Origin of the sequence: Citrobacter tructae (assembly GCF_004684345.1) — a bacterium.
In the GTDB taxonomy this organism is placed as follows: domain Bacteria; phylum Pseudomonadota; class Gammaproteobacteria; order Enterobacterales; family Enterobacteriaceae; genus Citrobacter; species Citrobacter tructae.
Genome location: NZ_CP038469.1, coordinates 1,615,407 through 1,638,271, shown reverse-complemented (window position 1 = coordinate 1,638,271; position 22,865 = coordinate 1,615,407). Strand labels below are relative to the sequence as shown.

21 protein-coding genes are annotated in these 22,865 nt (G+C 48.5%); 13 read left to right on the top strand and 8 right to left on the bottom strand.

What is annotated here, in order from left to right; all coding sequences use genetic code 11:
• Positions 1–51: 51 nt before the first annotated feature.
• Together E4Z61_RS08745 and E4Z61_RS08740 are read left to right on the top strand one after the other, a co-directional pair.
• Complete coding sequence (locus E4Z61_RS08745) at positions 52–396, top strand: DUF3302 domain-containing protein (RefSeq protein ID WP_135322428.1); 345 nt, start codon at positions 52–54, stop codon at positions 394–396.
• A 2-nt stretch (positions 397–398) separates the two neighbouring features.
• Entirely contained in the window at positions 399–1,535 is a 1,137-nt protein-coding gene (locus E4Z61_RS08740) for an HlyD family secretion protein (protein ID WP_135322427.1), read from the top strand.
• Between the two features lie 593 nt (positions 1,536–2,128).
• Here E4Z61_RS08740 and E4Z61_RS08735 read toward each other — a convergent pair.
• Positions 2,129–2,425 (bottom strand): LysR family transcriptional regulator, encoded by a 297-nt coding sequence (locus tag E4Z61_RS08735; RefSeq protein WP_135322426.1) that lies wholly within the window; start codon positions 2,423–2,425, stop codon positions 2,129–2,131.
• An 884-nt stretch (positions 2,426–3,309) separates the two neighbouring features.
• Here E4Z61_RS08735 and E4Z61_RS08730 point away from each other — a divergent pair.
• The 4 genes from E4Z61_RS08730 (at position 3,310) to E4Z61_RS08715 (ending at position 8,189) form a co-directional block, all read left to right on the top strand.
• Positions 3,310–4,146 carry an alpha/beta fold hydrolase gene (locus tag E4Z61_RS08730; RefSeq protein WP_135324908.1) on the top strand — a complete coding sequence of 279 codons (837 nt, stop codon included), beginning with the start codon at positions 3,310–3,312 and terminating at the stop codon, positions 4,144–4,146.
• 215 nt (positions 4,147–4,361) lie between these two features.
• On the top strand, positions 4,362–5,372 hold the full coding sequence (locus E4Z61_RS08725) for a LacI family DNA-binding transcriptional regulator (protein ID WP_135322425.1): 1,011 nt from the start codon (positions 4,362–4,364) through the stop codon (positions 5,370–5,372).
• A 141-nt stretch (positions 5,373–5,513) separates the two neighbouring features.
• Positions 5,514–6,965 (top strand): Na+/H+ antiporter NhaC, encoded by a 1,452-nt coding sequence (gene nhaC / locus E4Z61_RS08720; protein WP_135322424.1) that lies wholly within the window; start codon positions 5,514–5,516, stop codon positions 6,963–6,965.
• 12 nt (positions 6,966–6,977) lie between these two features.
• Positions 6,978–8,189 carry a MalY/PatB family protein gene (locus E4Z61_RS08715; RefSeq protein ID WP_135322423.1) on the top strand — a complete coding sequence of 404 codons (1,212 nt, stop codon included), beginning with the start codon at positions 6,978–6,980 and terminating at the stop codon, positions 8,187–8,189.
• Between the two features lie 96 nt (positions 8,190–8,285).
• On the opposite strand, the gene E4Z61_RS08710 is transcribed toward E4Z61_RS08715, so the two are convergent.
• The 3 genes from E4Z61_RS08710 to E4Z61_RS08700 all read right to left on the bottom strand — a co-directional run bounded on the left by E4Z61_RS08710 (position 8,286) and on the right by E4Z61_RS08700 (position 13,326).
• A complete protein-coding gene (locus E4Z61_RS08710; protein ID WP_135322422.1) occupies positions 8,286–11,408 on the bottom strand; it encodes an efflux RND transporter permease subunit in 3,123 nt (1,040 codons plus the stop codon).
• A 28-nt stretch (positions 11,409–11,436) separates the two neighbouring features.
• Entirely contained in the window at positions 11,437–12,594 is a 1,158-nt protein-coding gene (locus tag E4Z61_RS08705) for an efflux RND transporter periplasmic adaptor subunit (protein WP_135322421.1), read from the bottom strand.
• A 165-nt stretch (positions 12,595–12,759) separates the two neighbouring features.
• Complete coding sequence (locus tag E4Z61_RS08700; RefSeq protein ID WP_135322420.1) at positions 12,760–13,326, bottom strand: Slp family lipoprotein; 567 nt, start codon at positions 13,324–13,326, stop codon at positions 12,760–12,762.
• A gap of 166 nt (positions 13,327–13,492) precedes the next feature.
• Between E4Z61_RS08700 and E4Z61_RS08695 the strand changes: the two genes are divergently transcribed.
• Positions 13,493–13,849: a YcgJ family protein gene (locus E4Z61_RS08695; protein WP_135322419.1), complete on the top strand. Its 357-nt coding sequence runs from the start codon at positions 13,493–13,495 to the stop codon at positions 13,847–13,849.
• Positions 13,850–13,928: 79 nt separating this feature from the next.
• Here E4Z61_RS08695 and cbpM read toward each other — a convergent pair whose 3' ends face one another.
• The 4 genes from cbpM to dsbA form a co-directional block, all read right to left on the bottom strand.
• Positions 13,929–14,222, bottom strand: a complete 294-nt coding sequence (gene cbpM / locus E4Z61_RS08690) for a chaperone modulator CbpM (RefSeq protein WP_135322418.1) — start codon at positions 14,220–14,222, stop codon at positions 13,929–13,931.
• Positions 14,222–15,142, bottom strand: a complete 921-nt coding sequence (cbpA, locus tag E4Z61_RS08685; RefSeq protein WP_135322417.1) for a curved DNA-binding protein — start codon at positions 15,140–15,142, stop codon at positions 14,222–14,224. The genes cbpM and cbpA overlap by 1 nt, the downstream gene beginning before the upstream one ends.
• Before the next feature lie 490 nt (positions 15,143–15,632).
• Positions 15,633–16,349 carry a YebC/PmpR family DNA-binding transcriptional regulator gene (locus tag E4Z61_RS08680; RefSeq protein WP_135322416.1) on the bottom strand — a complete coding sequence of 239 codons (717 nt, stop codon included), beginning with the start codon at positions 16,347–16,349 and terminating at the stop codon, positions 15,633–15,635.
• A gap of 358 nt (positions 16,350–16,707) precedes the next feature.
• Positions 16,708–17,331, bottom strand: coding sequence for a thiol:disulfide interchange protein DsbA (gene dsbA, locus E4Z61_RS08675; RefSeq protein WP_135322415.1), 624 nt, complete (start codon positions 17,329–17,331; stop codon positions 16,708–16,710).
• Positions 17,332–17,707: 376 nt separating this feature from the next.
• Between dsbA and E4Z61_RS08670 the strand changes: the two genes are divergently transcribed.
• From E4Z61_RS08670 to E4Z61_RS08645, 6 genes are all read left to right on the top strand, one after another.
• The gene (locus E4Z61_RS08670; RefSeq protein ID WP_135322414.1) at positions 17,708–18,070 is read left to right on the top strand and encodes a copper resistance protein; all 363 of its coding nucleotides are present in this window, start codon (positions 17,708–17,710) and stop codon (positions 18,068–18,070) included.
• Between the two features lie 48 nt (positions 18,071–18,118).
• Complete coding sequence (locus E4Z61_RS08665; RefSeq protein WP_135322413.1) at positions 18,119–19,999, top strand: protein-disulfide reductase DsbD family protein; 1,881 nt, start codon at positions 18,119–18,121, stop codon at positions 19,997–19,999.
• Positions 19,996–20,619, top strand: a complete 624-nt coding sequence (locus E4Z61_RS08660) for a DsbA family protein (RefSeq protein ID WP_135322412.1) — start codon at positions 19,996–19,998, stop codon at positions 20,617–20,619. Before E4Z61_RS08665 ends, E4Z61_RS08660 begins: the two co-directional genes overlap by 4 nt.
• Complete coding sequence (locus E4Z61_RS08655) at positions 20,609–21,115, top strand: protein disulfide oxidoreductase (RefSeq protein WP_135322411.1); 507 nt, start codon at positions 20,609–20,611, stop codon at positions 21,113–21,115. The genes E4Z61_RS08660 and E4Z61_RS08655 overlap by 11 nt, the downstream gene beginning before the upstream one ends.
• Before the next feature lie 137 nt (positions 21,116–21,252).
• The gene (locus E4Z61_RS08650) at positions 21,253–22,020 is read left to right on the top strand and encodes a sulfite exporter TauE/SafE family protein (RefSeq protein ID WP_135322410.1); all 768 of its coding nucleotides are present in this window, start codon (positions 21,253–21,255) and stop codon (positions 22,018–22,020) included.
• Between the two features lie 57 nt (positions 22,021–22,077).
• Positions 22,078–22,785 carry an ArsR/SmtB family transcription factor gene (locus E4Z61_RS08645; RefSeq protein ID WP_135322409.1) on the top strand — a complete coding sequence of 236 codons (708 nt, stop codon included), beginning with the start codon at positions 22,078–22,080 and terminating at the stop codon, positions 22,783–22,785.
• Positions 22,786–22,865 lie beyond the last annotated feature (80 nt).

The following is a 22,865-nucleotide window of genomic DNA, read 5'->3' as shown; positions in this document are numbered from 1 at the left end:
AATCTAGAGCAGGTTTTGTTTTACCAACCTTGCCGAGGAAAGGGGAATAGTATGTTCCTTAATTATTTTGCACTTGGTGTTTTAATTCTGGTATTCCTGATATTTTTTTACGGTGTCATCATCATCCATGACATTTCTTATGAAATCGCCAAAAAGCGTCATCATCCACATGCTGATGCTATACATGTCGCAGGGTGGGTAAGCTTGTTCACTTTACATGTTTTGTGGCCGTTTCTATGGATTTGGGCCACGTTGTATCGTCCCGATCGTGGATGGGGAATGCAGACTACTCAACAACCGCGTGATGAGGCTTTATATCTACGTGTTGCTGAGCTTGAGCGACAATTGAAAAAGCATAAAAAAGATGCTGACTCTAATAATAATTATGGTGACTAATTGTGGATTTATTAATTATTCTGACTTACGTAGCCCTTGCCTGGTTAGTTTTTAAAATATTCAGAATTCCTATTAATAAATGGAGTGTTCCAACAGCAGCACTGGGCGGAATATTTCTGGTTGGCACTCTGATTCTATTAATGAATTATAACCACCCTTATACATTTAAGGCGCAAAAAGCAGTAATTTCCATACCTATTACACCACAAGTGACAGGTATTGTTCGTACTATCATGGATAAACCAAACGAGCTCATTAAAAAAGGGGAAATACTTTTTGAACTGGAGCCTACACGGTACCAGGCACGTGTTGAGAGACTTGAGGCCGATCTTGTTACGGCTATCCATAATGCTGATGCGCTGCAGTCACAATTGGATGAAGCTATCGCCAATACATCGACAGCGACTGCGCAGCGTGACCGTGTATACAAAGATTACCAACGCTATTTGCAGGGTAGTAAGGCAAAGGTGAACCCGTTTTCAGAAAGTGATATCGACCATGCCCGACAAAGCTACCTCGCTCAAGATGCGGCAGTAAAGTCATCCGTCGCGGAGCAAGCCCAAATTAAAAGCCAGATTAATAGCCTCCTCAATGGAGAACAATCACAAGTTGCCAGTCTGCGGGCTCAACTCGCTGAAGCAAAATATAATTTGCAACAAACCGTGGTCCGTGCCCCCAGTGATGGCTACGCCACTCAAGTATTGATCCGCCCAGGTACTTTTGCTGCTGCGCTGCCGCTACGGCCAGTAATGGTATTTATACCCAAACAAAAGCGACAAATTGTAGCGCAGTTTCGCCAGAACTCCTTGTTACGTTTAAAACGTGGCGACGAAGCAGAGATTGTTTTCAACGCCTTGCCAGGAAAGGTTTTTACAGGAACGCTGGCTAGCGTTCTTCCGGTAATTCCAGGCGGTTCGTATCAGGCTCAAGGAACACTGCAATCATTAACCACTACACCCGATAGTGATGGTGTCATCGCCCTTATTGATCTGACCCCTGATGAAAATTTTGATGATTTACCGGATGGTATCTACGCGCAAGTTGCCATCTATTCAGAACATTTTTCTCATGTGGCTATTATGCGTAAAGTTTTATTGCGGATGACCAGTTGGATGCATTACCTCTATCTGGATCATTAAACTGTTATCATGTTTTTTTTGATTCCAGGTGATTATTTCTGGCTATAGATCATCAACACTGGAGTAAGATACTTAAATGTCTACAGAACAGAAATAATGAAAAATTTGAAAATCAGACTACTTTAAAGGTGTGAGTTTTAACAACTCATGTGACATGCTTATTTCCTATTTTCCACTTCATAACCAGAATCTGACTGCCCGAAAAGTAAAGCGGGTTCGGATGGATGTGTTTGCAACCCCAGAATTCAGTAAAAGACATCCTTTTACCACACCATAAGAATTAGCCCAATATCCCTTTATTTTATTAAGTTCGATGACTGATTATAGCTATAACAATGTATTGGAATTTATTCATGTGGAAGCGGCAGAAATAGAAATAGTCACTGTTAGTGAGTAATTAAGATTTGACAATATCTATACTGCTATTAATTGTGATATTATTTATAGAAACCGAAAGAACCTGCCGCTCTGTGTGCAACGATCGCTGGATTATATCATTGAGCTAATGACTGAGGGATGGCGACCCAATAAATAATATTCTGTATAAATATTAAAGACAGACTGTTATGAAGACCAAATATCATTTGATATATTTATACTTTTCGATAATCTTCGCGCATAGCAATGGAAAATTTTAAGAAGGTATCGCCGATCATTTCATCCAACTCCATAGCATATTTTGTTGGAGTTAAACAACGCCCCTCTCTCTCAAAAAGTGGAACTGGAAAGTAAGAGCAAAAGCGTTTCAACATAATACTTACCGTTGGAGCGGAACAATTCAAAACTACGCTGGCATTAAATATTGTTTTATAATTCATTACTGCCGAAAAATATAAAACAGAATTAAAGTCAATGTTTTTCATATATTCAAAATCATGTTTTTCAATCATATTAATGTTCTCATCGCTATCAACGTTCACCTAACAAGTCTCTCATATAGTAATACAAAATATAAGTGTTTTAGAATGTTAAAAAAACAATCACTAAAACCATAAAGATTATAAAATAAAGAGATTTAATTCTGGTATATACCAAGTTATTTAGTGATTTATATCAGGTAATGTAGCGATTTCGCGAGATGTCTCTAACATGTTAAGTTGATTAAATTATTTTATTAATTATAACTATCATGACATTGCATATATTTTATTTTGATAAAGATTATCAATCGCAGTCCATAAAGATAACCATAAGTGCAAAAATGATAAACAATTTAAAAATACAAAACAATTAATACTATTATTCCAAAGTTAGCATAGAGTTCAGTCGGGCTGCAGATATGCTCTTTTGACTTAACCGTATAGCAACCCGATAACCACGGTTTACATGCCTGTGCCTTTGGTAGAGACCATGAGTGAGAGACTAAACTTCTGGTAGGCAGAACGATGAAATCGTCGTGGCAAAGTATGAATGCACAGGTACTGACCATACCGCGACGTAAACCGGAAAGTTCGGAGTATCCAGGGGATAACCATTCTGAATAATGAAGGATAGGCCATCGTCAATGACATAATTTTTAGGGTATTGATGACGATACGTCGGACGGCTTGTGCTTCTATACAACTTTAACGCTATGTATTTAAAGAGTTATTAAGTTCATACGTTATATATCCAGTAAAACCAAAATTAAAAGATTTCTAATTTTTGCAACTATACTCACTAAGCCTTACGCAGGTTCATTCGTGTTGGTTTGCCCATGTTTGTAAGATGTTGCGCGATCAACGCGGTATCAATGATCTTTTGGCTGAAATATCCTCTCGAGGGAAATACAACTATGTCATTTGTAAAAACGAAAGATGGTGTGAACATTTTTTATAAAGACTGGGGGGCGAAAGACGCTCAACCTATCGTATTTCATCATGGCTGGCCGCTGAGTGCGGATGACTGGGATAACCAGATGTTATTCTTCCTTAATCAAGGTTATCGTGTTATTGCCATTGATCGTCGTGGACATGGACGTTCAGACCAGGTTAGCGAAGGTCATGATATGGACCACTATGCGGCAGATGTTTCTGCCGTTGTGGAACATCTGGATCTGCATAACGCCGTGCATGTTGGCCACTCCACAGGAGGGGGGCAGGTGGCAAGATATGTCGCCCAATACGGGCAACCGCAAGGTCGTGTGGCGAAAGCCGTGCTTATCAGCGCAGTACCACCGCTAATGGTGAAGACTGACAATAATCCGGGGGGGACACCGCTCGGTGTTTTCGATGGATTCCGTCAGGCTCTTGCCGCAAATCGCGCGCAGTTTTATCTTGATGTAGCAACCGGACCATTTTACGGATTCAATCGGGAAGGGGCTGAGATATCAAATGGAACCCTTCAAAACTGGTGGCGGCAGGGGATGATGGGGAGTGCAAAAGCGCACTATGAAGGGATTAAAGCCTTTTCTGAAACTGACCAGACCGATGATTTGAAAGCCATTACGTTGCCCGTTTTAATCATGCAAGGTGATGATGATCAGGTTGTCCCTTATAAAAATGCAGCGCTTTTACAGGATAAATTGCTCGTTAACAGCACTCTGAAAATTTACCCAGGCTATCCGCACGGGATGCATACCACGCACGCCGAGGTAATTAATAACGATCTGTTGCAATTTATCCAAGCCTGAAAATATTCTGAAGTTGGGGCATTTTTCACTCAGCTTCAGAATAAAAATGACATAAGTTAAACGCATATTAATAATAAAATGGAATGCTCATTTCTTTAATTAATGCTAGAATCAATTCGATTTTTTGTTATATTAAACGGTGGAATCGGCGACTGGTTTCTACAAATAATAATTTCAATAGTGAAATGAATAATATAAAAATATAAGGAACTGAAATGGCGACAATAAAGGATGTTGCATTGCTGGCGAAAGTCTCAACAGCAACCGTTTCGCGTGTTATCAATCAAACCGCATGGGTTGAACCAGTGACGCGTGAACGTGTTGAAAGGGCCATGCGCGAACTTAATTATCATCGTAATGCCGCAGCCATTGCGCTCGCGAAACGTAGTGGTGACATGCTCGGATTATTGACGGGTAATCTTGCCGATCCCTTTTTTGCTCGTCTTGCGCGCGGTGTGGAAGAGGTCTCACGCAAAGAGCAATTTCGCCTAATGGTTTGCAGCGGTGGCCACGATGAAGGAATGGAGAAATCCGGGCTTGATTTTCTGATCAATCAAGGCTGTGAGGCTATTGTAGTTCATGCCAGTAGATTGTCAGAAAAGGAACTGTTGCGTTACGCCGCCCATTTCCCTGCCATGGTAGTCGTGAACCGCTATATTGCCGGGATGGCTAATCGTTGCGTGTGGTTGGAAAACAGTCAGGCGGCTAAAACGGCCACTCTTCATTTGCTGGAGCAAGGACACCGTTGTATCGCCTGCGTAACCACTGATTTACCGATTATCGATCGTCGCGAGCGACTGGAAGGGTATCGTCAGGCATTGACTGAATACGGCATTACGCCTGAGAAAAGCTGGGTAATTAGCGTACCTTTTAATGAAGAAGGCGGGGAACGCGCTGCGCACCAGCTGCTTAACTGCGACATTCCTTTCACCGCTGCGGTAACGTTTAACGATGTAATGGCGGCCGGTATCATGCGCATCCTACATCAGCAGGGGATCAATCTCCCACAGAAGCTCTCTATCGTTGGGTTTGACGATGTAGTGATGGCCCGTTATCTCTACCCGGCGCTGACAACCATGCACTATCCGGTTGAGCGAATGGCACGCTGCGCTTCGCAACTGGCAATACAACTTTTTAAGGGGGTAACCCCGCAGCCCGGTATGAACAAGTTCACGGCTGAACTGGTGATCCGTGATTCCGCTCTCCCTCCTCAGATCTCTGAGTAAGTCGTCAAGGGTATCAACTGTGATCTGTCTCAAATTTTGTCATCTCATGTAATCGCTTACATGGTGACGAATAGGCGATCACATTCAGGGTAAAGGGTGTTCATCTACTCTTGAGCGACTCTACAGACAGGAGATCCATTTATGAATGCCTCTCACAATCAGAAAAAAATACTCTCATTTGGTTTAGCTGTGATCCCCATTGCCGCCATGCTACTGCTGCTGATCGTTGGTTACGGCATCATGGGGTTACGTATTGAGCCCTTGTTACTCTGTTCTGCCGCGGTAGCCGCCGGTATTGCGTGGTGGCAGGGATATACCTGGGAAGACATTATCAGTTCGGTGGTGGATAAACTCGCCAAAGCGATGCCGGTCATCATGATTTTGATCTGCGTAGGTGCGCTAATCGGCACATGGATGTTCAGTGGAACCATACCGTACATGGTGTACTGGGGACTCAAATTAATCAGTCCTGAATACATTCTGATCGCCGCATTCTTTTTGACCAGCGTGGTGTCCGTATGTACCGGAACATCATGGGGCTCGGCAGGAACGGTGGGGGTTGCGCTCATGGGCGTAGCCTCTGGTCTGGATGTGCCCCTGGCGGCAGCGGCTGGTGCGGTGGTTTCTGGCGCCTACTTTGGCGATAAAATATCGCCGCTGTCTGATTCCACCAACTTTGCGGCGATTGTGGCGGAGACGACGCTGTTCGAACACATTCAGCATTTGTTGTGGACAACCATCCCCAGTTTCCTGCTGGCCGCTGTGGTGTATCTGATTGCAGGCCATAGCAGTATGCTCGGCGATGTTGCCACACCACAGCGCGTCACGGATATTGTCAACGCCCTGGAGTCGCTATATCACTTTAATATCATTCTGATTTTGCCGCCCGTGATTGTGCTGTGGGGGGCGATTCGCAAAAAACCGGTGATTCCTTTAATGCTGAGTGCATGCGTACTGGCACTGATTTTGGGTGTCGTGTTGCAGGGACTCAGTCTCAAGCAAGGCCTGGATGCGTTTATTGATGGATTCAATATCAATATGTTCCCTGTGGGAAGTGAGGGAATTATTGCGGATGTTCCACGCTTACTGAATCGTGGTGGCATGTTCTCAATGATGAGCACCATCCTTCTTGTTTTTTGCGCGTTTTCTTTTGCCGGTGCCTTAACGTTAACTGGCGCACTCAGCATTATTATCAACCGCTTACTGACAATCATTGACAGTGTCGGTCAGTTAATCGCTGCGACCATCGCAACCACTATTCTGGTTACCGGCGCCACCAGCGACGGCAAACTGGCGCTTCTGGTTCCCGCTGAACTGTTCAAAGATGCCTATCGGCGCATGGGGCTGGATACCAAAAATCTGTCAAGGACGATTGAAGACGCTGGCACCGTTATTGAACCCTTGTTGCCGTGGACTGCTGCCGGGGTATATATGGCAACGACGTTGGGAGTGAGCACGCTGGATTTACTGCCCTGGGCTGTCCAGTGTTATTCAGCTATCTTTTTTGCCTTAATTTATGGTTTCACTGGAATCGGTATTGCCAGGCTATCCCCGATGCCTGGAAAAGAGAAGACGACTGCGGCTACAGAATAGGAAAGGATGACCATGGATTTTAATAAGATTATCGATCGCCACAATACAGGCTCTCTGAAATGGGACTTTATGGCACGCTATTTTGGTAAGGAGAGCAATGAACTGTTGCCCATGTGGGTGTCCGATTTTGACTTTGTCTGTCCCGATGCCGTGCAGCAGGCTTTAGCGCAACGCATCGAACACGGTATTTTCGGCTACAGTGAACGACCGCAAACGTACTATGACTCTCTCATTTCATGGTTCGCGACACGGCACCAACTGGACCTGAAGCAGGAGTGGGTCTGTAGCATTGAAGGCGTGGTTCCAGGGCTATCTTTACTGGTACAAATGCTGAGTCATCCAGGGGAAGGGGTGGTGGTTCAGGGACCTTATTACGGATCATTTTCCAAAATAATATCCCTCAATGGCCGACGTTTGCTGGAAAATCCGTTACATGAAGATCCCAAAACGGGTTACAAAATGGATCTCATCCACCTGGAAAGGTTATTTCGTACTGAACGTCCACCTTTGATGATTTTATGTAATCCCCATAATCCAACCGGCCGCTGCTGGTCAGCGCAGGAATTGGAACAACTGCTCCTGTTGTGTGAGGCCTATGATGTCACGGTATTGTCGGATGAAATATGGGCCGATTTGTTACTGCCAGGCGAGAGCTTTACCTCGGTTTTACATCTGGGAGAGCGCTGGCATTCGCGTGTGATATCTGCGACGTCTGCCAGTAAAACGTTCGGTTTATCGACATTACGCATCGCCAACTTTCTTATTCCGTCCCAGGCATTGCGTGAGCAATTTTTGCGTCGTCTGGATGCGCATGGACTGGATGTCTTTAATGCACTTTCTATCGAGGCAAGCACCGCTGCATGGCGACATGGCGCGGCCTGGCTGGATGAGTTACTGGGGTATCTGGCAGATAATCGCCAATGGTTTATTAAACAGGTTGATGAATATCTTCCATGGGCTCGAATTGTTCCTGCTCAGGGAACGTATCTGCTATGGATAGATTGCAAAGCACTGGGGCTGGATGATGAACAGCTCAAATGGATTATGGTTGATGTCGCTGGTATTGCACCTTCAATGGGAAATAGCTTTGGTCAGGCTGGCAATGGTTTTATCCGCCTGAACTTGGGATGTCCACGCGCATACCTCGAAAAAGCGCTGGAGGGAATGAAACGCATTGCATTTAAATCTGCAAATAACGTTCATCCCATCAGCGAGTTTAAATAAAAGCGTTATTACTCTGCATGAGGCTTTGCCGGTCTACTTAAAAAGTCGGCTGTCATTATATGAAAACGCATCTGGTGGGATGCGTTTTCGCAGGTATTAACAGCGCGGTGTTTTAAACCGGGCTAACGTGCTTTCGACAAGAACAAAGAAGACCGGGACAAAATAAATCGCCAGCACGGTCGCGGCCAGCATCCCCCCGATTACGCCAGTCCCCACCGCATTTTGTGCGCCTGAACCCGCACCGTTGCTTATTGCCAGGGGAATAACCCCCAAAATGAAGGCCAGCGACGTCATCAGAATAGGGCGTAAGCGCATTTTCGCTGCTTCCACTGCGGCTTCAAGCGGTGTTTTTCCTTCTTTTTGCATAATCTCGACGGCAAACTCAACGATCAGAATGGCGTTTTTAGCCGACAGACCCATCGTGGTGAGCAGGCCGACCTGGAAATAAACATCATTACTTAAACCGCGCAGGTCGGTAGCCAGCAACGCACCGACGATGCCAATTGGCACCACGAGCATCACTGAAAAAGGAATGGACCAGCTTTCATACAGGGCTGCCAGTGCAAGAAATACTACAACAAGCGAAATAGCATACAGCATGGGCGCCTGGTTTGTGGATAACGCCTCCTGATAAGACAGACCCGTCCATGCGTAACCGACGCCGGCAGGCAATTTATTCATCAGGGATGCCATAAAGTTCATCGCATCACCGCTGCTTTTTCCGACAACAGGCTGCCCTAAAATTTCCATTGAAGGTTGCCCGTTGTAGCGTTCAAGGCGAGGGGAACCATAGGTCCATTCGGTTGTTGAGTAGGCGGAAAGCGGAGTCATGGAACCGGAGGCGTTACGCACGTACCAGTGATTTATATTGCCAGGCAGCATGCGGAACGGAGTATCGGCCTGAACATACACTTTTTTAACGCGTCCCTGGTTAAGGAAATCATTGACATAACGGCTACCAAACGCCGTGGAGAGGGTCTGATTAATATCCGAGAGTGAGACACCCATGGCTTCAGCCTTTTTGGCGTCGACATTAACATGGAACATCGGTGTGTCTTCCAGCCCGTTAGGACGCACCCCGGCGACCTCACCGGATGACTGATTAGCCAGCGCCAGGAGCTGGTTGCGGGCCTGCATCATCTTTGTGTGCCCAAGATTACCGTTATCCAGCAACTCCATATCAAACCCTGAAGCGGTTCCCAGTTCTGCTACGGCAGGCAAATTGAAAGGATAAATCACGGCGTTATTGATGGCACTTAAGGCAACCATTGCCCGTTGAATAATGGCGGTAACCGCGTTTTCTTCCCCAACACGCTCAGACCATGGCTTCAGGCTGATAAATGCCAGTCCATTGTTTTGCCCCTGCCCGCTGAATCCAAATCCGCCAACGGTAAAAACAGACGCGACATTTTTCTGTTCTTTCGTCAGATAGTAATCGGTGATTTCGCCCAGAACCTTGCTGGTATTCACCATCGTTGAACCCGAAGGTAATTGCGCAGTGGTCATGAATACCCCCTGATCTTCTTCCGGTAAAAAGGAGGTTGGGGTGCGTAAAAACAGGACAATCATGCCCGCCCCGATAACCAAATAGATGACCATGTAACGGCCTGTGCAACGCAAGAGTTTACGCGTGCTGTCCGTGTAGTGTTGGGTGCACTTCTCCATGAAATGATTGAAACGGGTGAACAGGAAATGTGTTTTTGCGTTATCCCCCTCAGGCGCTGCTTTTAATAGCGTTGCGCAAAGTGCGGGTGTCAGGCTCATCGCCACGAACACCGACAGCGTCATAGCGGATATCAAGGTGATGGAAAACTGACGGAAGATTTCACCTGTTGCGCCGCTCATAAAAGCCATGGGCATAAATACGGCGGATAACACCACGGCAATACCGACCAGCGCTCTTTGCAACTGGCCCATCGCTTTATGCGCCGCCGCTTTTGGGGACAATTTTTCCTCGCAAATAATACGTTCAACGTTCTCGACCACCACGATGGCATCATCGACTAAAAGCCCTATTGCCAGCACCATGCCAAACATCGTGAGGGTATTAATCGTAAAACCTGCAACAGACAGGATTGAAAATGTTCCAAGGATCACAACGGGAACCGCGATTGTGGGGATAAGTGTCGCGCGGAAATTTTGCAGAAAAAGGTACATGACGAGGAATACCAGGATGATTGCCTCGATCAATGTCTGAAAAACACCCTGAATTGAAATCTCGATAAATGGGGTGGTGTCATAGGGATAAACGGTCCTCATGCTGGCAGGGAACCAGGCCGATAATCTGTCCAGCTCTTTTTTTACTGCCCGGGATGTTTCCAGTGCATTCGCGCCTGCGGCAAGCTTAATCGCAATCCCGGCGGCAGGTTTGCCGTTATACCGTGCGACCGTAGAATAATTTTCTGCCCCCAACTCAATTCGCGCGACGTCCCGCAGCAGAACCTGAGAACCATCTTGCTGGACTTTCAGGAAGATCTTGCCAAACTCATCGGTACTTTGCAGGCGAGTCTGAACAACGATTGACGCATTCAACTGCTGATCTGCCGACTGTGGCATACCGCCCAGTTGCCCTCCCGATATCTGATTATTTTGTATCTTGATTTGCGAAATAACATCCTGCGGCGTGAGACTATATTTGTTGAGTTTTTGCGGATCCAGCCAGATACGCATGGCGTATTGCGAACCGAATAATTGCACACTCCCCACCCCGGCGGTACGACTGAGAGGATCCTTAATATTCGAAGCAACATAGTCGGCAATATCATATTGGCTCAGGCTGTTGTTATCCGAGATAAAGCCAGCAACCATTAAGATATTACTACTGGATTTATCAACGCTGACCCCTTGTTGCTGAACCTCCTGCGGCAAAGAGGGCATCGCCAATTGCAGTTTATTTTGCACTTGAACTTGGGCGATATCGGGTGATGTGCCGCTCTTGAAGGTCAGGATAATGGCCGCGTTACCTGCTGCATCGCTGGTGGATGACATGTACATCAGGCCATCAAGGCCATTCATATTTTGTTCAATCACCTGAGTGACGGAATCTTCTACGGTCTTTGCGTCTGCGCCTGGATAGGCGGCGTTAATAGTAATCGTCGGGGGCGCTATTTGAGGATATTGGGCGATTGGCAGATTCATGATCGCGATCCCCCCGGTAAACATCAGAATAATCGCGAGCACCCATGCGAAAACCGGGCGTTCAATAAAAAAGTTGGCCATGAAGAAGATGTCCTTAATGCCTGGAGTATTACTGTTTGGTTACGGTGTCAGGGCTATTCGGGTGCGAAGAGAGGACCCTGGCTTTTATTCCCGGACGGATTCTTTGTAATCCGGAAACAATAACCCGGTCGCCGGGACGTAATCCCGTGGTAACTAACCACTGGTTACCTACGGCCTGCACAGCGTTTATGTCGCGCAGTTGCACCACGTTTTCCTGATCAAGGATCAATGCGGTGGCCTTTCCCTGCTCGTTATGGGTAACCCCTTGTTGAGGAACCATTAAAACGTCCTGCTGGCTACCTTCATCCAACAGAGCCGTAACATACATGCCGGGTAAAATTTCACCGTCAGGATTAGGGAAAATGGCGCGCAGAGTCACGGAGCCAGTGACTTCATCGACGGCAGGATCGGAAAACTGAAGCGTACCGGTATAGCGGTAGGGTTTGCCGTTTTCCAGCATCAGCTCAACTGGAATCTGGCCTTTTTGCTGGGCAATTTTTCCGCTGGATTTCTCTTCTTTCAGGCGTAAGAAGTCCTGCACTGATTGCGTTAAATCAACATAAATTGGGTCCAGTTGTTGAACGGTGACCAGCGCATTTTCCTGATTCGCGGTGACCAGTGCGCCAACGGTAACGGAGGATGTGCCGCTGATGCCATCAATAGGCGAGGTGATATTGGCATAATGAAGGTTAATCGTGGCCTGCTCGACGTCCGCTCTGGCGACGGCAACGCTAGCGTTAGCCTCGTTAAGTTGAGAACGCGTGGTGTCATAATCCTGGCGGCTGACGTAATTGGATTTTAATAAGGCAGACTGACGCTGTAATGTTAAGCGCACATTATTGGCGGTGGCCAGCGCTTTTGCCAGAGAGCCTTTAGCAGCATCGAGTTTCGCTTGCAGAGGGGCAGGATCAATTTGGTAAAGAGATTCTCCTTTGCTGACTTTATCACCCTCAATAAAGTTTCGTTTAATAATTATACCACTGACCTGAGGTCTTATTTCAGCGATTTTGAACGAAACGGCTCTGCCCGGAAGTTCACTCTTAATATTAACGGAGGAGGGGGCCAGGGTAATAACACCGACCTCCGGTTCTCTGATGGTGGTATTTGTTGCAGGTTTATTATCACACGCGGTGGTGATGGCAGCACTAAAAATTAATGGTATCAACAGTAAGCGTTTTCTGTTCATAGTAATCCCTGAAGAATTTGTACGCGCACATTTTTTGGTATTGCATGCAGGGGCTGGATATCATCGATAAATAACATGAGGAGGTCAGGCATAAGAATGGCAAAGCCCATTTATTTGGCTAAGGGTTGCGATGGCTCAATATAATTGCGCCATCGTGCAACTGAATTACTTTACTAACTCCGGTGTGACTTGCGTGATAGTATTTGCGTAGTACGGTGCACCCCACATGGGTTCAGGCCAGAATGCACCATAGCCGTAATCCCACATGTTATAGGTTGCGCTGACCGACTCTGTTAGATGCCAAATTTGAATACCTTGTAAGTCAACTTTAACAAAGTCGTACGGTATTTTATTGATGAACCCTGGTTCATCTCCCTGGATCGTCCCTAAAATGGTGACGTAGTGGTTCCTGTAATTAACCGGATCCAGAAAGCCTTTTTGGCTGGCGAGAATGCGGCCCTGATAGCTCGCGTCTATTTGTGGTTTGGCATAGCTGTTAAGCGGGAGAACCGCTATTTCCAGTAAAGTGTCGTTTTTTGCGTTGATCACATTGATGACTTTACCACCAAATCTCGCCTGCTGACCTTTATATAACCCGGGTTGATTATGGACGGAGGTAAAATCTTTTTGTATATCTGGCTGATTATTTCCTTTTATATTCTCCGGGATTGAAGCACACGCTGACAGGACGAATGTAAGGGCAAAAATCATTACGCCTTTGGTTTTGTTCATTTTACTTTCCTGCTAAAAAAGACAGGTCTATAGTAAACCTTTGATCATTATTGTCATCAAGTGCGCTGCTGATTATCTAAAAGTAATATAATTGTAGCTCATGGTTATAGATGGCTTCTGGTATACAATATTAATCACGACTGACGAAGAATATAGGGAGAGAGTGATGATAAAAGTCGGTATCTTGTTGGCTGTCGGTATCCTGTCACTGCCAGCGTACGCAGCGGTGACCAGCCCACATAGCCCGGTGCCAGGTGTTCTGTGTGACAAATATATCTGTGCTGATGAGCACGGTTTGTCGGTGGCGCTGACCACGAAATATGTCGGGAAGAAGCAGGGGGATAAACTGGCAGCGGCCGGACAATTCGATACGACGGCGTTTACCTTCCAGGGCGGCCTGTTTTGCGACACCACAGAGCGTCTGTGCCGGGATGATCGATACTACGGACCAGATGGTAAACACAGTGGCAAGGTGAACTCCCACTACACCGCGTTGCTGTTCGGCAAGTCGGATAAATCCTGACAACCACGGGTAAGCACTGAGTCAGTCGCTTACCCGTCGTATTTAACGTTATCAATCGAGGTGTTAATCCTCAGCCTCATTACGAATGCGCGACAAAGCGTGACAAACGCTGTCGCAGCAGGCGGTTTTCCTGACGCAGCTGAGCGTTCTCTTCCAGTAACGTGAGCGCAACGGCAATTCCCGGCCAGTCAAGTTCCAGCTCCTGACGCAGGCGCAATGCGCGTTGCACGACGGTCAGCGCATGATCATCGAAGGTTTTATCCTCACGGGGTTCGACAACCCCTAGCCCGACAATCTCAGTTAGCTCCTCGGCAGAAACGCCGGTATGCAGGCAAAACTCGGTAATGGTAAAGGTGACGGTAACGTTAGCCATTATGCTTTCCCCCACTCTTTGCGTGGATCAAAGGTTTTCTGCGCGTCCGCCAGCTGTTGCCACAATGCGGCGCTGTTGTCGTCAGGTTTGGGCGGCATCACAATTTTGATCACCGCGTACAGGTCACCGGTCTGTTTTTTACTCACCAGTCCTTTGCCCTTGATGCGTAATCGCTGCCCGGCCTGGCTACCCGGTGGGATCGTCAGCAGGATGCTCTCTTTGAGTGTGGGTACGGTAACTTTCGCACCCAGCGCGGCTTCCCAAGGGGCGAGGGGAACGACAACTTCCAGATCCTGATTAACAATGTCAAACAGCGGATGCGGCGCAATGTGAATCACCAGCCACAAATCGCCGCTCGGGCCACCGTTCTCACCGGGCGTGCCCTGGCCTTTCAGCCTGATGCGCTGACCGTTGCCTACGCCGGCCGGAATTTTCACGTTCAGCGTTTTGGGAATTTCCCGCTCTACCAGGCCAAAAGCATTGTATACCGGCAGGTTGTAACTGATGGTGCGGCTATGCTCAGCCAGCGTTTCTTCGAGGAATACGGCAACTTCGATTTCGATATCGTGACCCCGACTGGCACGACGTTGCCGTGACTGATGCGCATGCTGACCAAAAATGGAGGAGAAGATATCGTCGAAGTCTTCCGCATTGTAACTCTGACCTTCTCCTTGCTGGAACTGACGGCTGAACTGCGGATCGTTGCGGTGTTGCCACAACTGGTCGTATTCGGCACGCCGCTGTTCATCGCTTAAGACTTCCCATGCTTCAGCAACCTCTTTAAAACGCGCCTCGGCGTCGGTTTCTTTGCTGACATCGGGATGGTATTTGCGGGCGAGTCGACGATAGGCGGTCTTGATGGTCTTGAGATCGTCCGTCGGCTTCACGCCCATGATGGCGTAATAATCCTTTAATTCCATAGTGTTATCTCGTATGAATCAACCCATGAAGAAGGATACCCCTAGGGAAAGGCATCACCGTTAAGTTTAGGGTAATCCTGAAAAGTGCGAATGCCAACTACGAAGGGAGTGAGGGGAGCATGTTTATCGGTCAGGACAGACCTACTTTGCTATGAGTGAAAAGCAGGGGAGTGTTAGAAATTCTGTGTCATTCCAGTAATATACACATCGTCTTTCAAGTTGCATCTTTGTTGGCTACGTTTACGCACCCGAATCACTTACTACAGTAAGCTCATCGGGATTCGTTCTCTTGCCGCCTCAATGCAATTCGAAATCCATTGGGTATATACAAACAAAACTAAGATAGTTAAGACCAGACATTTCAATTAATGTGATTTATTTTTGGGGGTAGTATTTTTTATAATCAATCTATCTGGCTAGGTATGCTTTTTTGTAACAACTCTATAAGTTAAAAAAATCTGCCATAATGGCAGATTCCTTTAATCTATAATTAGAGATTTGCAACGTTATGATATACCTTTTGAACATCATCGTCATCTTCAAGGGCGTCAACAAGTCCTGCAAAGATTTCTAAATCTTCTGGTGAAAGCTCAATTTCTGCTTGAGCAATCATTTCTAATTCTGTTGTTGAGAATTCAGTAATTCCAGCTGCTTTTAGCGCTGCAATGCCTTTATGAAGGTCTGTAGATTCAGTGTAAATAACGATGTTGCCTTCTTCTTCGGTTACATCACGAACATCAACTTCAGCTTCAAGCAAAATTTCAAAAATACGGTCAGGGTCTGTTCCTTTAAATACAATCACGCCAGTATTATCAAACATATAGCTGACAGAACCTGCCGCTCCGATATTTCCACCTTTTTTATTGAAAATTGTGCGGACATTAGCAATCGTACGGTTAACATTTGAAGTCAACGTTTCAGCAATAACCATTGAACCATTTGGTCCAAAGCCTTCATAACGGCCTTGAACGAACGTTTCATCTCCGCCACCTTTGGCTTTATCAATGGCTTTATCAATAACGTGTTTGGGAACTTGTGCTTGTTTCGCACGTTCAATAACGAATTTCAAAGATGAGTTTGATTCTGGGTCTGGTTCACCTTGTTTAGCAGCGGCATATATTTCTACACCGAATTTTGCATATATATTAGATGTTGCACCGTCTTTAGCCGTTTTTTTAGCAACAATATTGGCCCATTTACGTCCCACTGGAATGATCTCCTCGCAAATTTAATCATATTACTGGCAGGTTAATAACCTGCGTATTTTCCCTTCACATTATATCATGATATGTAAATTCTAGTCTATGAGAATTAAAAATATCCAAATTTTACGGGGTGCTACTTTAATTTAATCAATGGTTAACATTATGGATAAGTTATTTGCGATTTTTATTTTGGTTCTTGTGTTTTTATACTTAATAATTGAATTGCAGCAATAATACCTAAGGCAAGAAAAACAGCCACGAAAATGCGCATCACTTCCCTGGGCGCATGGCTGCACCACTAACAGGGTCGGAAGAGGTTCTGGCCACTGCTGGTGGTGCGTAACTTATATTAATGACTGATTAAGGTTTGCTAATAAGAAAGCGGACCGTTTCCGCGTAGTTCTGGACAAAAGAATTAACGTTATCGGAATTTAATCCTTTCGGGTTAATCATATATTTGCCGTTGATAAAGATAGCCGGTACGCCTTTTAAATCAACGGCTTTAGCCAATTCTTGCTGTTTGGCCGTCAGTGATTTTACTGCAAAGCTATTCCACGCGGCATCATAATCACTGGCACTCACGCCTGCCTGGATAAACACATTACGGATATCATCAGCGGTATTAATGGACTGTTTCTTCTGGACGGCATCAAAAAGTAAAGGCTTAACCTTATCTTCCACATTTAACAGCATGGCGACTGACCAGGCGTGCGTCATGTCTGCTCCCAGAGGGCCTAAAAAGTCGACGTGATACTCGGTGAGTTTAACCTCTGCAGGCAATGCTTTTTTCACGTTATCAGTGACTTCCAGTACTTCATCGTACTGATAGCAAGAAGGGCAGTAAAATGAGAAAAACTTCAGCGCCGCAGGGGCTGACGGTACGGTTTTATCAAGCGTGATAAATTCTTTTCCATCGGTAAATGTTGCTGCCTGAGCACTCACGGTAAACAGCAACCCGATAAGCGGGAGTAAATATTTTTTCATTTTCATATACTCTAAATAACATATTATAAACAAGCTGTGTTTATAATGAACGCGAGGTCCATTACGCCTGCACTATAATAAAGTATTCATTTTTAAATGTGTTGCCCCTTACTTTGTTTTACACATACGTTCTTTATTTATCTTGCTTGAATATATTCTGGTGCGCTTTCATGATGATTCATCGGAAATGGCGAAAGATAACTGTCGTTATATTTTCTTGTTGATTTTATTATCGAGTTAATATTTTGGGTGCGGTGCTTCATTGCCATTTCACGCGGGCGCGGCGATGCGCCTTGCTCCGACATAACTTTACAGCGTAAAGGTTGCCAAAACCTCGCCAGTAGCTAAGATAACCGCGTCAATCAGTGAGGGTTAAATGGCAAAACGTCAACGGATGGGATGGTGGTTCCTGTGCCTGGCATGTGTCGTGGTGATGGTATGCACCGCGCAGCGCATGGCGGGTCTGCACGCGTTGCAGATGAATACCCCTGCCGTGACCGTTGTTGCCAGCGCGCAAACCGAGGCTGATGACGCTTCGCCCGTTACCCCTTGTGAACTGAGCGCGAAGTCATTGCTGGCTTCGCCGCCGGTGCTGTTTGAAGGTGCCATTCTGGTGCTTTGCCTGCTCTTGTCGCTACTGGCGCCGGTGCGGGCTTTTCGTCTGCCGTTTTTCCCACCGCGAGCTATCTCGCCACCCACGCTTCGGGTTCATCTCAGGTTTTGCGTCTTCCGTGAATGACAGTGCAGCCGTTGCTGACTGTTAGATAATTATTCATGGAGAAAAAATATGATGACTGTTTTCAGGCAGACACTGCTCTGTCTGTTATTGCTATGGCTGCCCGTATCCTGGGCCGCTGAAATCGGCTGGCTGCGCTCACCCGATAACGACCACGCCAGCGTGCGGCTACGTGCTGATACATCTGCGGACGGCGAAACCCGGCTGCTGCTGGATGTCAAACTGGAGGATGGCTGGAAAACCTACTGGCGTTCACCTGGCGAGGGCGGCATTGCGCCGTCTATCGCCTGGAAGGGTGCAATGCCAACCGTGGACTGGTTCTGGCCCACGCCTGCGCGCTTTGAGGTCGCCAGTATTACCACCCAGGGATATCACGATAAAGTGACGTTCCCTATGGTGGTGCGCGGGACGCCACCGGCTACGCTGAGCGGCGTATTGACGCTTTCGACGTGTAGTAACGTCTGCCTGCTGACGGATTATCCCTTTTCCGTGACCCCATCCGCCCAGGACCCAACCTTTGCTCATGACTATGCTCAGGCCATGGGGCAGATCCCGCTTGCCAGTGGCTTGACGGATTCTCTGCGTGCCGGTGCGCGCGCCGGAGAACTGGTTGTTGAAGCACAGCGTACAGGAGGATGGTCAGAGCCCGGGCTGTATCTGGATACCGTTGATGAGGCGGATTTTGGCATGCCGAAAATTCGCGTGGAGGGGGAAACGCTCCGGGCAACGATCCCAGTGCATGACAGTTGGGGAGAGGGCGCGCCGGATCTGCGTGGCAAGCCGATCACGCTGGTGTTGGCTGATAACGGCGTTGCCCAGGAAAGTCATCTTGTCATTGGTGACGCGCCGACTACCGAAAACACGGCGCTGCCGCTGTGGCAGGTGGTGTTGATGGCGCTGATGGGGGGGCTTATCCTCAACCTGATGCCCTGCGTGCTGCCGGTGCTCGGGATGAAGCTGGGCTCAATTTTACTCGTTGAGGAGAAAAGTCGTCGTCAGGTTCGTCGCCAGTTCCTCGCCTCGGTGGCCGGAATATGGGTCTCTTTTATGGCGCTGGCCGCGTTGATGACAGTGCTGCGGATGACCAATCAGGCGCTCGGCTGGGGGATCCAGTTCCAGAACCCGTGGTTTATCGGCGTGATGGTGCTGGTGATGCTGGTCTTCAGCGCCAGCCTGTTCGGGCTGTTTGAATTCCGTTTGCCTTCAACGATGACCACCACATTGGCGACCCACGGTGGCAATGGCCTGGCCGGGCATTTCTGGCAAGGCGCGTTTGCGACGCTGTTGGCCACGCCGTGCAGTGCGCCGTTTCTGGGGACAGCGGTGGCGGTGGCATTAACGGCTTCGCTGCCGACGCTGTGGGGGCTGTTTCTGGCGCTTGGGCTAGGAATGAGCTTGCCGTGGCTGATGGTGGCGCTGCGTCCGGGTCTGGCGCTGCGTTTACCGCGTCCGGGACGCTGGATGAATATCCTGCGGCGTTTGCTCGGGGTGATGATGTTAGGTTCAGCCATCTGGCTGGCAACGTTGCTGCTCCCGCATCTGGGCTTCGCAAGCCAAAGTTCCGCCAAAGAGAGTGTCAACTGGCAGCCGCTGAGCGAGCAGGCCATCACCGATGCGCTCGCCCAACATAAGCGTGTCTTCATTGATGTCACCGCCGACTGGTGTATTACCTGCAAGGTAAATAAATACAACGTCTTGCATAAAGAGGACGTGCAGGCCGCATTGCAACAGCCCGATGTGGTGGCGCTGCGCGGTGACTGGACGCTGCCCTCTGAAGCCATCACCGAATTTCTGAAAAAACGCGGCCAGGTTGCTGTGCCGTTTAACCAAATTTATGGCCCCGGTCTGCCGGATGGTCAGGCGTTGCCGACGCTGTTAACCCGCGATGCGATGTTAAAAATGCTGGTGGATGCCAAAGGAGTCACGCCATGAAAATGATGATTGTTTTGCTGTTGTCCCTGTTTTCTGCCGTCAGTGTGGCGAAAGAGCCAGCGCCGTTTACACCGGAGCAGGAAAAGCAAATTGAAGCGTTAATTCAGGAAGCCCTGTTTAACGATCCTGACAGCCCACGCATTGGGGCGAAGCAGGCAAAACTGACGCTGATTAATTTTACCGATTATAACTGCCCGTACTGCAAGCAACTGGATCCGATGCTGGAAAAAATTGTGCAGAAATATCCGGATGTGGCAGTGGTGATTAAACCGCTGCCGTTTAAAGGTGAAAGCTCGGTGCTGTCGGCGCGTACCGCGCTGATGACCTGGCGCGAGCACCCGCAGCAGTTCCTGGCGCTGCATGAAAAACTGATGCAGAAAAGGGGCTACCATACTGCTGCCAGCATCAAACAGGCGCAGGAAAAATCGGCGGCAACCTCGGTCACGCTGGATGATAAAAGTATGGAAACGCTGAGCACTAACCTGCAACTGGCGCGGCTTGTCGGCGTGCGCGGTACACCTGCCACGATCATCGGCGATGAACTTATTCCCGGCGCTGTACCGTGGGAAACGCTCGAAGCGGTCGTCAAAGAAAAGCTGGCGGCTGCCAATGCTCAGTAAACTGCGGCGCTGGCTGCGCGAAGGACTCATCTTGCTGGCACTGCTGGTGGGCGGCATGCTGCTGATGGACGCATGGCGAGCGCCCCAACTCCCTGCATCTTTTGACAGTACGCCTTTGCAGACGCTGGATGGCGAAACCGTCACCCTGGCGTCGCTGAGTCAAGACAAGCCCGTACTGCTCTATTTCTGGGCCAGTTGGTGCGGCGTTTGTCGCTTCACGACGCCGGAAGTCGCCAGATTACAGCGGGAAGGGGAAAACGTGATGACCATTGTGCTGCGCTCCGGCAGTGAGGCTGAGGTGTCTCGCTGGCTGGCGCGCAAAGGCGTGGAATTCCCGGTCATTAATGATGCCGATGGCGTACTCTCCCGCAGTTGGGAGATTAGCGTCACGCCAACGCTGGTGGTGATGTCACAAGGCCGCGTGGTGTCCACGACCAGCGGCTGGACCAGCTACTGGGGTATGAAACTGCGGCTGTGGTGGGCAAAAACGTTCTGATTTTTGTGCCGGGGAAACCCGGCATTTTTTATGGTACTACCGGTGTAGCGGGAGGGCACAGTTCGCTGCGCGACGAAGCAAACACCGCGATTCACGTCCAAAATACGTCATCTTCATTATTTTCGGGATAGCGCAGCATGACGATGTTTTTAGCGTTCGGACCTTCGATGGTGATAATGATTGCCGCAACTTTTGTGCTGGCAGGCATGGTGAAAGGCGTGACCGGTATGGGGCTACCCACTGTAGCGATGGGGATCCTTGGCTCGCTTATCTCCCCGGTCGCGGCAGCGGCAATGCTGTTGCTGCCCTCTTTAGTCAGTAACCTGTTTCAATTTGGCGGGGGAGGAAATACCCAAACGTTACTGAAACGGCTGTGGCCAATGCTATTGGCGGTGGTGGTAGCGACTCTGTTGGCCAGCGTTTGGATCACCAGCGGCAACACCACCCGCACGCAGTTTGTGCTCGGCGTGGCGCTGATTGCTTACGCCATCTGGACGCTGGCAGGAAAAAAGATCCCGGTGGATCCGCAGCGCGAAAAATCGCTCTCTCTGGTTATTGGATTTGTGACGGGTTTATTGACCGGCGGCACCGGGGTGTTTGTGATGCCTGCCGTGCCGTGGATCCAGTCCCTGGGTTTTGAAAAGGATGAACTGGTGCAGGCACTCGGGATCTCCTTTACCTTCTCGACGCTGGCATTAGCGTTTGGTTTGTGGTGGCACAATGCGTTACCCGTTCAGTCGTTGAGCTTATCCGCTTTTGCCATTGTGCCTGCGTTGTTCGGTCAGTGGATTGGATCACGCCTGCGGCGGGTGATATCTCCTGTCGTGTTTAAACGCTGTTTTCTGTTTTGCCTGGTGGGTTTGGGCGTGGAGATGATGCTACGTGCGGTTGCGTCCCCGCTGTGACTTTACGAGGATTTCATGGCATCGTTAATGCAGATATTCAGGGCTAATGAGGTCGCTATGACATCTGTCATGTTGAATGAAGAAGAGGCCGAACTGGAGTCGCGGATGGCGCTTACTGCGGCGGTAATGGCGGATAAATCGCGCTCGCGCATGCTGTGTGCCCTGATGGATGGGCGCGCCTGGACGGCGACGGAACTCAGCACCGTGGCAGACGTGTCTGCCTCGACCGCCAGCGCCCATCTGGCTCGTCTGTGCGAACAGCGTTTTGTTGTTGCGCTCGCTCAGGGACGGCATCGTTATTTTCGTCTGGCAGGCGCGGATATCGCTGAACTGCTGGAACGCCTGATGGGCGTGGCGTGGGCGACATCAACACCGCGAAAAATCACCACGCCGCCGGGCTTGCGACATGCCCGAACCTGCTATGACCATCTCGCTGGAGAAGTGGCGGTGAGACTTTTTGATACGCTGGTTTCCCGGCAATGGCTAACCGCAGATGGTGACACGCTGACTTCTCTTGGACAGGAAAAGCTGGCAGAGATGGGAATAGTTATCTCCGCCGGTGTCTCCCGGCGAAAACTTAGCTGTGGCTGTCTGGACTGGAGCGAGCGACGCTTCCATCCGGGGGGCGCGCTCGGCGCAACGCTTCTGCGCTGCTTTACCGAGCGGAGATGGATTAAAACCGAGACAGGCAGTCGCCATGTCACCTTCACCCCGCTTGGTATCCGCAAACTCCAGAGCGAGTTCGGTATTAACGTGACGCGGTAAATGACCCATTTTGCGAAAGCGTTCCCGGAAAAATGTTTCGTTTCTGTCACACTCTGTTGTGATTGATAACAACAAGAGGT